A 15277-nucleotide genomic window follows, 5' to 3' on the forward strand; every position below is an offset into this window, starting at 1 on the left:
GACTGCGAATCCCATCGCGGAGAGAGCCGACGACTCTCAGTTCCGCAGTAATGGACGGCTGATCATCTCGACCCGCAGATCTGCGCTCACGTTCGACTTGCCTGGCAACAGGCTCAGTAGGCGGCTTGCCCCTTTAGCAGGGCCCGTCCTGGAGTACACTTCCTTCCCCATCAGGGGTGAACTGACGGCACGGTGGTTATCGGCATGCCAGTTGATGTAACCACCTGGAGCGACGCTGTTTCTCCTGCGGGCGTTTCGCCCCTGCCGTCATCCCCTACCGGGTGGCTGGCGACCCATCCATCGGCTCCGAGGATGGTTAGCACACGCTGGCTTCGCTGACAGGATTTCTCAATAGCCACTGCTAAGTTGATACTTCAACCTGAGTCATCGGTATTAATTAGTTCTGGAGGTTCCTTTCAGTGGCCAATTCATATCCACTTCTGTCGGATGAGCCCGCCCTCCAGGATCTACTAGCTTTCCGTGCTGTAGCTGAAACTGTTGCGGACGCCATCTTCGACGACGAACTGGATCCTGTTGCCGTTGGGCTCTCAGGGGCATGGGGTAGCGGCAAGACCAGCGTCCTTGAGCTGGTTAAGTCCGAAATCGAAGATCGTTCTGCAACTGCTGACGGCAAGGTCTTGGTGATCCCGACGCAGCCTTGGGGTTACGACCCGTCAGTTGGGCCGAAGGAGAGCCTGATAGCCGAGGTGCTCGCAGCACTGAATGAAGAGTTCAACACCGAGGACCCAATTGGCAAGGCGGGGCTAGAGGCCTTCAAGAAGCTCGTAAAAAAGGTCAATTGGTCGAAGGCCGTCAAGATGGCTGCCCGTACCGCCATCACAATGCAGCTCCCAAATGTGGATGACGTCTTCGACCTCGTCAGTGATGATCCCGAGAGTCTCGAAACCGAAAAGGGTATGGCCGCCTTTCGAAAGGACTTTGAAGGGCTCCTGGGCGACCCAGCCCTCCAACACTTGTCTCGTGTGGTCGTGCTTGTCGACGACCTTGATCGGTGCTTACCTGACACCGTCGTTGACACGCTTGAGGCCATCCGACTCTTCCTATCTGCCAAGGGAATGTCCTTCGTTATCGCGGCAGACGAGGACCGTGTCGCCGAGGCCATTCAACAAAAGTTTGGCACCCGCCCTGGTGGCCCAGAAGACGAAGACCCAGCGAAGCTTTATCTACACAAAATCGTCCAGACCACGATTCCCTTGCCAGCTCTGAGTCGTTTCGACACAGAGGCCTATCTCTTTCTCTTGCTAGCCAAGATTGACAGTGAAGTAGGTGAGGCCACCTACGAACATCTCGTTGCTCAGTGTGATGATCTCCGAATTGACGGCGGCAGTCTTGATGATATTGAGGTACAGGAAAGCGGTGCACTGGGCGAACTCCTGGTCACAGCAGCCCGCCTGACACCAATTCTTTATGAAAAGTTCCATGGGAACCCGCGGCGCATCAAGCGCTTCCTAAATGACCTGAATGTCCGTCGAGCTATCTCAAGCCGCCGAGGGTTCACGCTGAAAGCGGACGAAGTAGCCAAGCTCATGGTGCTGGAGCGAATTCTTGTTGATGACTTCCGTACCGTCCTCGGTTGGCTGGCTTCTAATCAGTTGCGCGACAAGCTTGAATCCCTTGAACTCGCTGCCAACGGCACCGCAGAGCCAATGGACACTAAAAGTAGCAAGGCGACCGAGGAAACATCCGTCAAGGGCACGCGCTCATCAACCGCAAAGCCCGAGGAGAAGACACCTGCTGCAACGCGAGAGAATGCTTTCACAGACACTCTCCGTCGCTGGGCAAAGCTCCCCCCTACCCTGGACGCAACGGCAATATCCGGCTACCTGTACTTGGCGGCATCGTTCGCAAAGATCGAAGTCATTGATGCTGGCCTGCCGGAACGTCTTCGTGACCTTGCCGCTGCACTGGCATCCGGCCTCAAGTTAGATCGCGCAGGCGTTACCGATGCAACCCTCAAGGCTCTTCCCGAGCTCGATGCTCAGACATTAGTGAGCCACCTCGGCCGGCGCACCCGTGATCAGCCCAGCATTCAGAAATTCACCGTAGAGAGTCTCCTTCGTATATCACACGAACACCCTGTCACCCTGCCGAACGTCATTGCTGCACTCAAGGGATTGCCTGCTGTCGACGTAGAGCCTGCAACCATCGTTAAGCTGCGGCCACTCGAAGCTGCATCATTCCAACCTTTACTCGACATCTGGAAGACATCAACTGAAGACGAGCAGCTGCAGGCGGCAATCAGAGTTGTTGAGGGAGGATGGAGCAAAATCAATGGGAACTAGCGGCTCATTTGGGGGAAGCGGCGGCAAAGACGCTAATGACCTGCGCGACAACATCGCCGACTGGCTCGATGGGCCTGGGCTACCTGGAGCACCAGATGGCGCCGAACCCGGCAGCCCTGAACCCGGCAATCCTGGCGAAGCTTCGCCTTCCGGTACTCCTGCTCAGGGGCCTCAGATAGACCTGGGACCAGCACTGCGTATCCTGCTGCGGTCACGTGGAAGCGGCGGTGGTGACGGTCCTGGTTCCGGCGGTGGCGGTGGCCTTGGAGGAGGCGGAGGTCGATCCTCCGGCGGTGCAACACGCTCTGTTGGACGAGTGTCGAGAGCTGCCGGACGCGCTGGTCGCCTCGCCCTGGCGTACTCCGGCGGCAATCGGGAGGCTCTCCGAGAGGCCGGGCTCAACTACGACGACCTGCAAGCACTCGGTGACCCCGTCGCGATTGGCATCAAGATCATTGAAGCTGCCTTCGGAGCTCCCGCAGATAGCACCATAGCTGATGCTGAGGAGCGTTGCATCGTAGCCGATGTCGTGACATGGATCCTTGAGCAGCCAGTGGATCAACCGCCAACGCCTGAAGAAGTTGTACGGAAGTCGATCGAGACAACCATTGCCGAGACTGCGTTGACGGAAGTTTCATCCACCATCTATAGCAAGGATGTTAGCTACGAAAAGCGCATCGGTGTCGAGCGACAGATCCGGGATGTCGCCGCCGAGTATGCGGCGCAGGCATCTCTCACCCCCACCGGGGCCACGGAGCAAGAGATGGCACGAGCCATTGAGACTGGAATCCGGGACATCGGAACGATCTTCGGGGTGCAGTCATGACACGGATACTCCTGACCATCGCTGACGCAGCCGCTAACGCAGCTCTGCAAAGCGGCAGCTATGACGAAACGTTCTTATGGACCCGTGACGGACGATCGACCTTTGTGGGCGCCGTTGATCCTCATCTGGGCGGACTCGGTGCGGTTAACCCACTGAACGTCGATCTCGTGCGGATAGCGCTGGCTGTTTTCAGTGCCGACCGATCAGTGCTCCGTGAGGGTCGCGGATCGAGCTGGAACGCACGCAACTTCGACATCAGCATCGAAGTGAATGATCCCGCCATATGGACCGCGCACACACAACAGCTCAGTCAACTCGTTGGCTTCCTCTCGGGAGACCACTGGGATTTTCAATTCACACAAGCTGCCGCCCCTGAAGTGGGAGTGCTGCCCCTTGAGGAACAACAGTTCGACCGTACGGTCTTATTGAGCGGTGGCGCCGATTCTGCGGCGGGCGCGTTGCTGTCAGCAATAGAACTAGGTGCAGGGAAATCTCATGCGCTAGTCTCCCAGTTCAGTTCGACGGCACTCTCGCCTATCCAGCAGAACATCGTGTCTGCTATCGCAAGGCTCGCGCCGGGAGTGCAGCAGGTGCACCGCCAATTCAGACTCCACCGTGGCTCGAAGCGACTGGATGGGACACGGTTCAAAGATGAACCCTCGAGTCGCTCACGCTCGTTACTGTTCTTGGCCCTTGGACTGGCCGTCGCTGAGCGAGCCAAATCGAAGCTGTGGATACCTGAAAACGGCTTCGCTTCGCTAAACCCGCCTCTTGGCGCTGATCGCCGTGGAAGCTTGTCTACGCACACCACCCACCCACGATTCCTTCGAGAACTGAGCGACCTGATGCGAAGTGTCGGTGGCCACGGAGAGATAGAGAACCCCTTCGAAGGCCTCACCAAAGGTGAGATGTTTCAGCGGGTGACGGCTGCAGTGGGCACCGACGCGGCATCGGCGTACCTGTCCGCGACGAACTCGTGTTCACATACGGATGCTCGCTATAGCGGTGCGCCAGCAGGCGCCTCTTGCGGGGTGTGTTTCGGGTGCCTTATAAGAAAGTCGTCGTTCAATGCCTCAGGAGTGCCGGATAAAACGAGCTACCTCGTGGACGATGCTAGTGGCCGCTTCAGCGCCTTCGTAAAGCAGAAATCGATCGTAGAACCTATGCGGGACTTTGCCCGTCGCGGCATCCATCCACGCGACGTGATGACGATGTCACTCCCCCAGGACTATGCCGCCAAGGATGCACTCACGCTTTGCGAGCGAGGCATCGAGGAACTTCGGAGCTTGCTCGGATGACCAGACAACTCCCGCCGCTTGATTTTCATGCGCATGTTGACCCAAAGACGAGCGCCGCCGACATGGAGCGACTAGGTGCCGTAGTTTTTGCCGCCACCAGGACCCTCGACGAATACAAGAGCGTCAGGGGACGGGACGATCAAGTCACTATCTGGGGCGTGGGATGCCACCCCAGTCTCGCCGAAGCGCAAAACGGCTTTGACCGAGATATTTTCGCCGAACTCATCTTCTCAAGCGCGTTCGTCAGCGAAGTTGGACTTGATGGTCGATCCAAAGTGCCGATGACTCAACAGCGCGAGGTCTTCCGGTCGATCCTTGCAGAGCTACGGAAGACGCCCCGCATCCTCTCCATCCACAGCTCAGGCGCTACAGCAGGGACACTTGAAGCCCTGGAGGCAGTACAAGTGAAGGGCGCGGTGCTGCACTGGTGGCGCGGCACTGAAGCGCAGACGCAGCGAGCGCTGGACCTCGGTTGCCGATTTTCCGTCAACGCGGCAAACATGAAGGCGGCTAGCGATCTGGCGATGATTCCTCTGGATCGTCTCCTCATTGAGACCGATCATCCGTCGGGAGATCGCAACTCCCCCGCCCCTAGGCAGCCAGGTGCCATAGCGGATGTCGAAGAATCACTCGCCAAATTGCATGGAACAACAACTGTAGAAATCCGCCGCCAAACTTGGGTCAACTTCTCCAACCTTGTTGATGAGGTTGGCGTGAATGCGCTGCTCCCGCACCCTATTCAACGAATGCTGACCGCCGTACGAAAGTAGCCTGCACCCCTCATACTGATAAACCTGCCTTGCGACACTATCGCGAGTCCTAGCTGCCCCAGGCGAGAGTCGTGGTCCGGTTAGCCGGGAGACATGCCCTTTCACCTACGTGAAATGAAATGCCGCGCACGCCACATAGCTCAGTCTCCAGGCCAATCGTCCATAGCCGGATAGTGCCGATAACGGCGCCTATGACATGACCATCACATCCGGCTCGACAGTCTCTCCAGGCGGCGACGCGCGCCGAGGAATGCTGGTCCCCGGCGGAACGAGGCCCCCTATTGTGCTGCGTCGAACCCCGCGAGCAGACGTCTTGATGCCGTAGCCATGTGGGATCGCATGGTGTCGGAGACGGCAGCTGCGTCACGTGCCTTCAGCGCGTCAAAAATGGCAGTGTGTTCGCGGAGCGCAGCCTCGGCGTGGCCTTCGTCGGTGAGGGCACGGTCCACCCAGATCCGCAGCAGCGAGCGGATGCTCTGCAGGAGTTCCTCCAGGACCAAGTTGCCTGAAGCAGCCGCAATCTCACGATGGAAGGCGGCATCTGCCTCAACGAAGGCAGCCAAATCATCGAGGTTCTTCTCCATAGCGTCCAAGTCGGCCCGCATTCGCTCCAGGGCTTCGTCGGTTACCCTGAGTGCGGCCAGCTCGACGGCCTGAACTTCAAGGCCGCTGCGCAATTCAACCAGTTCGCGGGTCCTGGGCTCGCCCAGCATCAGTCCCCAGCTGAGCGTTCGCGGCAATAGCTCGGAGACGCCGTCGCGCAGGTAGGTCCCGGAACCGGGCCGCACGACGACAATTCCAAGGATCTCCAAGGCAGCGAGAGCCTCTCGAATAGCCGAACGCCCAACCCCCAACGAGGCGGCCAAATTTCGTTCCGCCGGCAGGCGGGTGCCAGGCGCGATGTCGCCACTGGTGAAGTAGGCGAGGAGTCTTTCCGCTACTTCGGACACAACGGAGCCTTGTTCCATGGGGGCTAGTGCCGCCGTCATGTGGGCCGCTGCCGCGGCGGTGTTCGCTGACATGAACTCAGCGTAGCAACCGGATGACCAATCCAGCTGACGCGGTTCGTTCCAGAAGAAAACAAATACGTCAACCGGTTGACCAATTTGAGGTCAACGCCCTATGGTTTAAATCACAAGCTTCGCCATCGCCGGATCCCCGCCGGCAAGGTCACGAGTCAGCCCGGCGCATCCAGTGCAGGATCCGCAGGGACACCAACATCTAGGAGTCAATGTGGACACCACACAATCGGTGGTCGAAAAATCCGCAATTAAGAAGGTGGCAATCCGGCTGGTGCCGTTCGTCGCCCTGATGTTCTTCATCAACTATCTGGACCGCACGGCCATCTCGTTCGCCGGCCCCAACGGCATGAACACCGACCTCGCCCTGTCCGCAGCGCAGTTCGGCTTCGCCTCCGGCGTCTTCTTTATCGGCTACATCCTGTTGGAGATCCCCAGCAACCTGGCGCTCCACAAGTTCGGCGCCCGCCGCTGGCTGGCACGCATCATGGTCAGCTGGGGCATCGTGTCTTTGCTCTTCACCTGGGTAGGTAACGTTGAGCAGCTCTACATCCTCCGTTTCATTCTGGGTGTGGCAGAAGCGGGCTTCTTCCCCGGAGCCATCCTCTTCCTGAGCCTGTGGGTGCCGTCCAAGCACCGCAGCAAGATCCTGGCCCTCTTCTACTTGGCACAGCCACTCACCACAGTGATCGGCGCTCCCCTCGCCGGAGCTTTGATCCAGCAGCACGGCGTGTTCTTCGGCCTTGAAGGCTGGCGTTTCATGTTCTTCGGCGTCGCAATCCCCGCGATCATCGTGGGCATCGTCGCCTGGTTCTACCTGGCGGATTCCCCTGCCAAAGCCAAGTGGCTCACCACCAAGGAAAAGACCTGGCTGACCGGCGCCTTGGAAAAGGAAAAGAAGGAAACAGCCGCCAGCAACAAGCACGTCAGCGTTCGCACGGTTTTCGGTAACGGCCGGGTATGGATGCTCTCCATGATCTACTTCGGCTTCATCTACGGCCTCTACGCCCTTGGCTTCTTCCTGCCAACCATCATCGCCGGATTCGAAGGCCTCTACGGCACCAAGTTCGATGTGTTCCAGAAGGGACTCATCACGGCCATTCCGTACCTCCCGGCAGCATTCGCCCTGTACTTCTGGTCCAAGGACGCAACCAAGCGCGGCGTGAAGACCTGGCACATCGCCCTTCCGGCCCTCATCGGCGGCATCAGCATCCCGCTGGCGCTGTTCGCCGGATCCCCCGCCGCAACCATCGCAGTCATCACCATCACGGCCATGTCCATCTTCGCGGCCCTGCCGAACTTCTGGACCGTCCCCACCCAGTTCCTCACGGGTGCGGCAGCAGCGGCCGGCATCGCGTTGATCAACACGGTGGGCAATCTGGCAGGCTTCAGCGCCGGCTACATCACCGGCTGGCTCAAGGATCTGACAGGCGGATACACGGTCCCCATGTTCGTCGTCGGCGGCTTCATGTTGCTCTCCTCCATCCTCATGGTGACCCTCAGCAAGCAGGGCAAGGCCGCCACAGGCACCCCGGCCGAGGCCCTGGACCCACAAGGGGCCGGGCAGCACGCGGAACCGTAGAACACCACCAGCAGGTTGTGCCCTTCCAGCGGGGAGGGCACAACCACCACCTCACACTTTCAGTACAGCCCAGGAGATACCCCATGACCCGCCTCTACAACGAGCCCTCAGCCTTCGCTGACGAAATGATCGAAGGCTTCGTCGCATCGCACAGCCGGTGGGTCCGGCGCGTCTCGGGTGGTGTTGCCCGCAGCACGCGTTCGACGCCGGACTCGGTCGCCTTGGTGATTGGCGGCGGCTCCGGCCACTACCCCGCCTTCGCCGGCCTGGTGGGTCAGGGCCTGGCGCACGGCGCAGCGATGGGCAACCTGTTCGCTTCCCCCTCTGCACAGCAGGTCTACAACGTGGCCAAAGCTGCGGACAACGGCGGCGGCGTGCTTCTGGGTTACGGCAACTACGCTGGCGATGTCCTGCACTTCACCCAGGCCCAGGACAAGCTCCGTGCCGAGGGCATCGACTGCAGAAGCATCGCCGTCACGGACGACATCTCCTCCGCTCCCCTGGCCGAGAAACACAAGCGCCGCGGGATTGCCGGTGACCTGACCGTCTTCAAAGTTGTCGCTGCTGCCGCCGAGGCCGGCTACCCCATGGATACCGTGATGGAAATCGCCGAACGCGCCAACGAGCGTACGCGATCCTTCGGCGTCGCGTTCACCGGCTGCACCCTACCGGGCGCGGACCATCCACTCTTCTCAGTTCCCCAGGGGCGCATGGCCGTTGGCATGGGCATCCACGGCGAACCCGGCATTGGCGAGACAGATATTCCGACAGCGGATGAACTCGCCGAGCTGCTGGTCAAGGACCTCCTCGCCGAGATCCCTGACGGACTCTCCACCCACGGCGCACGGGTGGTCCCGATCCTCAACGGCTTGGGCAGCGTCAAGTACGAGGAACTCTTTGTGGTCTACCGCCGCGTGGCCCAACTCCTGGCTGAGGCAGGCATCGAGGCCGTGGACCCGCAAGTGGGCGAGCTCGTGACCAGCTTCGACATGGCAGGCACCTCCCTGACGCTGTTCTGGCTGGACTCCGAGCTGGAAGAACTCTGGCTGGCCCCCGCCGATGCCCCGGCTTTCCGCCGCGGTGCGGTCAGCGCCGAAGCGCTCGACGCCGGGCAACTCACCATGGGCGCCGAACAGCAGTCCGTGATCCCGGACGCCAGCGAAGAATCCAAAACGGCAGCCCCCACGATCCTTGCGGCCCTCAACGCCGCCAAAGCCGCGGTGGACGCCAACGTGGAAGAACTCGGCCGGATCGACGCGATCGCCGGCGACGGTGACCACGGGATCGGCATGGAACGCGGAATCCACGCCGCCGTCGCTGCTGCGGCAGACGCCGTCGAACGCGGTGCAGGTGCCGGGACCGCCCTGAACCTGGCCGCCGATGCCTGGGCGGACAAAGCCGGTGGCACCTCAGGAGCGCTGTGGGGCATGGCCCTGCGCGCCGTCGGACAATCCGTGGGTGACAGTGAACGCCCGAACGCGGCAGCCGTAGCCGCAGGCGTGGCCGAAGCGAAGCGTTCCATCATGGACTTCGGCAAGGCCAAGGTAGGCGACAAAACCCTGGTGGACGTGCTGGCCCCATTCAGCGAAGCCCTCACGGCCGCTGTTCAGGTCGGCGCAACGCTCAGGGAAGCATGGGGCGCCGCTGCCAACATCGCCGAACAATCAGCCGAAGCGACCGCGAGCCTGCTGCCCCTCATGGGCCGCGCCCGCCCGCACGCCGAAAAAAGCTTGGGAACGCCCGACGCCGGAGCCGTCTCCATGGCCCTGATCGTCAGGGCCATCCACAACACCCTCGCCGGGAACACCGCCGGGAAGATCTCAGTAAAGGAAACAGCATGAGCACCAAACTGCGCCTGGTCGTTGGATCGGACGATGCCGGATTCGAGTACAAGGAGGCCTTGAAAGCCGATCTGGAAGCGAGCGGCTTGGTCGAATCAGTGACCGACGTCGGGGTGGACGCCTCGAGCCACACTCCGTACCCCTCTGTTGCCATCGCCGCCGCTGAACTGATCGCCGCCGGCAAGGCGGACCGGGCACTCCTGGTCTGCGGCACCGGATTGGGCGTTGCGATCGCTGCGAACAAGGTTCCCGGCATCCGCGCCGTCACCGCCCACGATTCCTTCTCCGTGGAGCGCTCGGTCCTGAGCAACAACGCCCAGGTCCTCACGTTCGGCCAGCGCGTGGTGGGGCTGGAGCTCGCCCGCCGCCTGGCCAAGGAATGGCTCACGTACACCTTCGACGAAACCTCCGCCTCGGCCGAGAAGGTCACACTGATTAAGGACTACGAGGGTGTCACTTCCTGCTAAGACCCCTGGCGCGGCATCCCGGCAACCACGTGCGGTGATCGGCGTGAGCCTGAAGATGTACTTCGGCTACCAGCGTTCCGTGGACTACTGCCGCGACATCGCCACCATCGCCCTCGAGCACCCGGCAGTGGTGAGCGGCGACATCGAAGTGTTCGTGCTCCCCACCCTCCCGGTACTGCCGGAAGCTGCACGGATCCTGGGCTCTGCCAATGTTGGAACCGGAGCGCAGGACATCTTCTGGGAAGACGAAGGCGCGTACACCGGCGAAGTTGGCGGCAAAACCGTTGCCGAGCTCGGTGGACGGTATGTGGAGGTGGGGCACGCGGAGCGCCGCCGGATCTTCGGCGAAGACCACCGGATCATCGGACTCAAGACGGCCGCGGCCTACCGCAACGGTCTGACCCCGGTGCTGTGCGTTGGCGAACTGAACGTCGGCTCCCCCGAGGAAGCCATCGCCCAATGCACAGCCGACATTGACGCCGCCCTCAACCTTGCCGGAACGCACGGTCCCACAGCCCGGACCATCGTGGCCTACGAGCCCCAATGGGCCATTGGCGCCCCGGAACCGGCAACCCCGGAATACATCCGCGCCGTGGTCCACGGCCTGGACGAGCACCTCCGTACGTTGCCGGGCCAGGAAGAGAGCAGGGTCATTTACGGCGGCAGCGCCGGACCGGGCCTCATCACGGAACTGGACACCGCCGTCGCAGGCTTGTTCCTGGGCCGCTTCGCGCACGACCCCGCAGCGCTGAAAACCATTCTGGACGAAACCGCTGCACGCCTCACCGCGAAGGCGGTGCGAGCATGAGCAGCAAAATCGGCCTCAGCAGCTACGCGTTCTTCTGGCAGCTCTCGGACCAGGTCAGCAAACCGCTTACCATCCATGACGCCCTCCGTAAAACCGCGGATCTGGGCGTGGACCTCTTCCAGATCTGCGACTACGCGCCGCTGGAAACCATGAACGACGACGACCTGGCCGCCGTCCGCCGCACAGCAGACGAACTGGGGATCTCCCTGGAAGTGGGGACGAAGGGTATCCGCCCGGAACACCTGCGCACGTTCCTGCACATCGCCCAGGTGCTGGGCTCGGACGTGCTGCGGACAATGTTCAACGTCCCCGGCCACACGCCGGACAACGAGGAAGCCGTCACGATCTTCACCGAGGTCTTGCCGGAATTCGAGGCAGCTGGGGTGAGGATCGCCGTCGAAACCTACGAACAAGTCCCCACGGAACGGATCCTGGACGTGGTCCGCCGCATCAACAGCCCGTACCTCGGAATCTGCAGCGACCCCGCCAACACCGTGGCCGCGCTGGAGATGCCGCAGCAGGTGATTGACGCCGTCGAGCCTTATGTCCTGAACATGCACATCAAAGACTTTGCGTTCAGCCGCAAACAGGGATGGGTCGGGTTCACGTACTCGGGCGCACCCCTCGGCGAAGGCCTTCTCGACTACGACTACATGGTCGAAAAGATCCAGCCCAAAGAAAGACACATCAACCAAATCGTCGAACACTGGCTGCCGTGGCAGGACTCCGAAGCGGAGACCATCCGCCTCGAAAACCAGTGGACACAACAAAGCCTCGATTTCCTAAGGAGCAAGTGAAATGACAGCAGAAACTTTGACCGTCGCCGTTGTCGGAGCCGGTGGCAAAATGGGGATGCGCGTTTCCCGCAACCTCCAGAAGTCCACCCACAACGTCTTCTACAGCGAGAACTCCCCCGCAGGCCAGGAACGCGTCCGCGCCGAAGGCCGTGAGATCACCGCCACCGATGAGGCCGTTCCCACGGCCGACGTCGTCATCCTTGCCGTGCCGGACACCGTACTTGGTATCGTCTCCGAGGGCGTGGTCCCGCAGATGAAGTCCGGCGCCATCCTCCTCACCCTCGATCCCGCCGCCGCCTACGCAGGCCTGCTGGCCAAGCGCGACGACGTTGTCCAGGCCGTTGCCCACCCGTGCCACCCGTCCGTGTTCCTGGAGCGCACCACCAAGGAAGAATGGGCCGATACCTTCGGCGGCCAGGGCGCCCCGCAGAACGTGGTCTCCGCGATTGACGACGACGCACCCGCCGCGACCCGCGACGTAGCCGAAGCCGTCATCCGCACCATTTACGCACCCGTGATCGATGTTCACTGGGTCACGGTCAAGCAGCTCGCCATCCTGGAGCCCACCCTGGTGGAAACCGTGGCCTGCATGATCGGCACCCTCCTTAACGAGGCACTCCACGAGACGGTCCACACCGCCGGCGTCCCCGAGGAAGCAGCCAAGGCCATGCTGTTCGGCCACGTCCAGATCGCCCTCACCAACGCCCTGCGCGGATCCAACCCGTTCTCCGAAGCCTGCGAAATCGCCATCCAGTACGGCAAGGACACCATCATCAAGGACGACTGGAAGAAGATCTTCGACGATTCCGAGCTGGACGGGGTGATCGCCAAGATGCTCAAGCTGGACGCCGTCAAGCGCTAAAGCCTTACGCGAAGGTGCGGTGGCCTTTACGCCCCGCACCTTGGCGTGACGGGCAATATAGAAGCCGGCAAGGCCTCCATTGCCTTCCGCTGACTGAATCTATAGCATGGCGTATAACGTTGCACGCAAGCGCGGCGTTTCACTTAGAAGTCCGGCGCCCTGTCGTCCGGCGCGGCGGGGAAGCCCCGCCGTCCGGCTGGGCTCCCAAAGTTCCCCAGCTACTTCAACGACTGGTGGATCGAGGACTTCCATGAGTGCAACCAGCCCAACATCCTGGCTGAACAGCGACCTTTCTCCCTCGCAGCGTGCGGACCTTCTACTTCAGCAACTGAGTCTCGACGAGAAGCTGGCTCAAGTTTCCTGCTACTTCCCGACTGACATCACCAAGACCGGCGACTTTGCGGAGCGTTTTCCCTTCGGAATAGGTGAAGTCTCGTGCCTTGAGGCCCGTTCAGCACTTTCACTGGATGAGGTCACCGCGTTCCAGCGGCGGGTACAGGCAGAGGCGCTGAAGCATTCACGGCATGGCATCCCCGCAATCTTTCATATGGAGGGCTTATGTGGCGCCTACCTGCCCGGCGCCACAAGCTTTCCATCCGGCCTGGCACGCGCTGCAGGCTGGAACGCTGCCTTGGAACGCAAGGTCGGAGAAATCGTAGGCAAACAGGAACGCGCTGTGGGCATTACCCACACCCTGGCACCCGTACTGGACATCTCACGCGACCCGCGCATGGGCCGGCACGGCGAAACCTACGGTGAAGACCCCGCCCTTGCCTCCGCACTCGGCGTCGCTTACACACAAGGACTACAGAGCCAAGACCACGACGGCCGGCGTACCGAGGCAGTCGCAAAGCACTTTGTCGGTTCGCATCACACCGAGGGCGGGATCCACGGCGCGCACTGCAATGTACCGGACCGCACCCTCATGGAGATCTACGCTAAGCCCTTCCAGGCCGCTATTTCAGAAGCTGGACTGAGGGGCGTGATGCCTTCGTACAACTCAGTGGGTGGGGAACCAGTCACGGCGTCCGTCCGGCTCCTGCAGACAGTGCTGAGGGATCACATGGGTTTCGACGGGCTGGTGGTGTCCGACTATGGGGCGATAGGCAATCTTCACTCCGTGCAGCACGTCGCGCAGTCCGCGGCCGAGGCAGGGCTGGCGGCCCTGCGCGCCGGCCTCGACGTTGAGCTCCACGTACCCCAAGGATTCGGCCCGGAACTCAGGGCGTGGTTTGCAGAGGGGCGTGCTGACATTGCGCTGCTGGACCGCGCCGTAGAGCACGTACTTCAGGCAAAGTTCCGTATGGGACTTTTCGAGAATCCGTTTGCTCCCGAGCCGACGGAGAGGGACACCTCTTTCAGGCTGCCTGCCGACACGGCAGTTTCGATTCAATCAGCCCGCGAGTCGCTGGTCTTGCTCACTAACGACGGAGCCCTTCCCCTGCGGTCGGGGATCAGGAAACTCGCAGTCATCGGCTGCCACGCCACTACCGCAAGGTTCTTCTTTGGCGGTTACACACACTATTCGATGGCGGAAGGAAAGCTGGCCGCCAACGCCTCGATGGCCGGACTGACTGCGTCCAGCGACGCCGTTCAGGCTCTGACCAACACCATCCCGGGCACAACAATAGAAGCTTCGGACGGCGCAGCATTCGAGGAGTTGCTCCAGCAGCAAAAGCCTGGAGTCCGCAGTCTTCTTGAAGTGCTCGTTGAGCGGATGCCCAGGACAGAGGTGGAGTGGGCCTACGGGTACCCCATCGCAGGTACTGACGAATCCAGGCACGAGGAGGCCTTGGACTTGGCCGCGGAAGCCGACGTCATACTTCTGACCCTCGGCGGCAAACATGGCACGGCCTCCATAGCTTCAACGGGCGAAGGAATTGACGCCACGGATATCAACCTTCCGGCTTGCCAGGAACAGCTCATTGTTAAGTTGGCGCAGTTGGGCAAACCAATGATCGGGATTCACCTGGACGGCCGCCCGGTGTCCAGCGACGCAGCGGACCAATACCTGTCTGCGCTTCTGGAAGCATGGAGCCCCGCCGAGGGCGGCGCGGAAGCCATAATTGACGTCTTGCTTGGCGCCCATTCTCCCAGTGGCCGACTGCCAGTCAGCATTGCCCGGAACGCCGGCCAGGTCCCGGTCTACTACAACCATCCACACGGCTCCTCCTGGCACCAAGGAGAAAGCATTGGATTTCCCGATTACGTCGACTCACCGCACACTCCCCGGTACTTTTTTGGACACGGATTGTCTTACACGACCTTCGACTACACGGGACTTTCAGTGTCGAAAGAGCAGGTCGTGGCCGATGAAGGATTCAATGTCTCCTTTGCCATCACCAACACAGGTGAGCGAGCCGGGACCGAAGTCGTTCAACTCTATGCGAGTGACAGATACGCGTCCGTCTCCCGACCTGTAGTGGAACTCATCGGCTTCCGCCGGGTGACGCTGGAACCGGGGCAGAACACCCGCGTGGACTTCCACATTGAGACGTCCCAGCTGGCCTTCCTGGACGCTGAGATGCAGTGGAAAGTCGAAGCGGGTGATGTGGACATCCTCGTCGGCGCCTCGTCCGCTGACATCCGGCTGAAGGCCTCGATAAACATAAGTTCGGATGCGCTTATCGACGGTAAAAGCCGATCCTTCTACGCCCGCTAGCGCCAGCCCGCATGCGCCGTTTCCCAGCCCTCACAGACAAGG

Annotated in this window: 12 protein-coding genes; 11 read left to right on the top strand and 1 reads right to left on the bottom strand. The window is 61.2% G+C overall.

Features of this window, described 5'->3' with window-relative positions; genetic code table 11:
- The first annotated feature begins 419 nt into the window (after positions 1 to 419).
- The 4 genes from QF015_RS02955 (at position 420) to QF015_RS02970 (ending at position 5197) form a co-directional block, all read left to right on the top strand.
- The gene (locus tag QF015_RS02955) at positions 420 to 2303 is read left to right on the top strand and encodes a KAP family P-loop NTPase fold protein (RefSeq protein ID WP_429386829.1); all 1884 of its coding nucleotides are present in this window, start codon (positions 420 to 422) and stop codon (positions 2301 to 2303) included.
- Positions 2304 to 2619: 316 nt separating this feature from the next.
- A complete protein-coding gene (locus QF015_RS02960; protein ID WP_429386832.1) occupies positions 2620 to 3129 on the top strand; it encodes a hypothetical protein in 510 nt (169 codons plus the stop codon).
- Positions 3126 to 4427 (top strand): hypothetical protein, encoded by a 1302-nt coding sequence (locus tag QF015_RS02965; protein ID WP_429386835.1) that lies wholly within the window; start codon positions 3126 to 3128, stop codon positions 4425 to 4427. Before QF015_RS02960 ends, QF015_RS02965 begins: the two co-directional genes overlap by 4 nt.
- Positions 4424 to 5197: a TatD family hydrolase gene (locus QF015_RS02970; RefSeq protein ID WP_429386838.1), complete on the top strand. Its 774-nt coding sequence runs from the start codon at positions 4424 to 4426 to the stop codon at positions 5195 to 5197. The genes QF015_RS02965 and QF015_RS02970 overlap by 4 nt, the downstream gene beginning before the upstream one ends.
- 278 nt (positions 5198 to 5475) lie before the next feature.
- Here the strand turns inward: QF015_RS02970 and QF015_RS02975 are convergent, their stop codons facing one another.
- Positions 5476 to 6219, bottom strand: coding sequence for a FadR/GntR family transcriptional regulator (locus QF015_RS02975; protein ID WP_429386840.1), 744 nt, complete (start codon positions 6217 to 6219; stop codon positions 5476 to 5478).
- Positions 6220 to 6430: 211 nt separating this feature from the next.
- Between QF015_RS02975 and QF015_RS02980 the strand changes: the two genes are divergently transcribed.
- The 7 genes from QF015_RS02980 to QF015_RS03010 all read left to right on the top strand — a co-directional run bounded on the left by QF015_RS02980 (position 6431) and on the right by QF015_RS03010 (position 15235).
- Positions 6431 to 7798 carry an MFS transporter gene (locus tag QF015_RS02980; protein WP_429386843.1) on the top strand — a complete coding sequence of 456 codons (1368 nt, stop codon included), beginning with the start codon at positions 6431 to 6433 and terminating at the stop codon, positions 7796 to 7798.
- An 83-nt stretch (positions 7799 to 7881) separates the two neighbouring features.
- Positions 7882 to 9639: a dihydroxyacetone kinase family protein gene (locus tag QF015_RS02985; protein ID WP_429386845.1), complete on the top strand. Its 1758-nt coding sequence runs from the start codon at positions 7882 to 7884 to the stop codon at positions 9637 to 9639.
- Complete coding sequence (locus tag QF015_RS02990) at positions 9636 to 10106, top strand: ribose-5-phosphate isomerase (protein WP_014921555.1); 471 nt, start codon at positions 9636 to 9638, stop codon at positions 10104 to 10106. Before QF015_RS02985 ends, QF015_RS02990 begins: the two co-directional genes overlap by 4 nt.
- A complete protein-coding gene (locus QF015_RS02995) occupies positions 10090 to 10914 on the top strand; it encodes a triose-phosphate isomerase family protein (protein ID WP_429386847.1) in 825 nt (274 codons plus the stop codon). The genes QF015_RS02990 and QF015_RS02995 overlap by 17 nt, the downstream gene beginning before the upstream one ends.
- Positions 10911 to 11711, top strand: coding sequence for a sugar phosphate isomerase/epimerase family protein (locus QF015_RS03000; protein WP_429386848.1), 801 nt, complete (start codon positions 10911 to 10913; stop codon positions 11709 to 11711). The genes QF015_RS02995 and QF015_RS03000 overlap by 4 nt, the downstream gene beginning before the upstream one ends.
- Before the next feature lies 1 nt (position 11712).
- Positions 11713 to 12573 carry a phosphogluconate dehydrogenase C-terminal domain-containing protein gene (locus tag QF015_RS03005; protein ID WP_429386850.1) on the top strand — a complete coding sequence of 287 codons (861 nt, stop codon included), beginning with the start codon at positions 11713 to 11715 and terminating at the stop codon, positions 12571 to 12573.
- A gap of 250 nt (positions 12574 to 12823) precedes the next feature.
- Positions 12824 to 15235 carry a glycoside hydrolase family 3 N-terminal domain-containing protein gene (locus QF015_RS03010; RefSeq protein WP_429386852.1) on the top strand — a complete coding sequence of 804 codons (2412 nt, stop codon included), beginning with the start codon at positions 12824 to 12826 and terminating at the stop codon, positions 15233 to 15235.
- Positions 15236 to 15277: the final 42 nt, after the last annotated feature.

The organism is Paenarthrobacter sp. TE4293, assembly GCF_050435325.1.
Classification (GTDB): Bacteria; Actinomycetota; Actinomycetes; order Actinomycetales; family Micrococcaceae; genus Arthrobacter; species Arthrobacter nitroguajacolicus_C.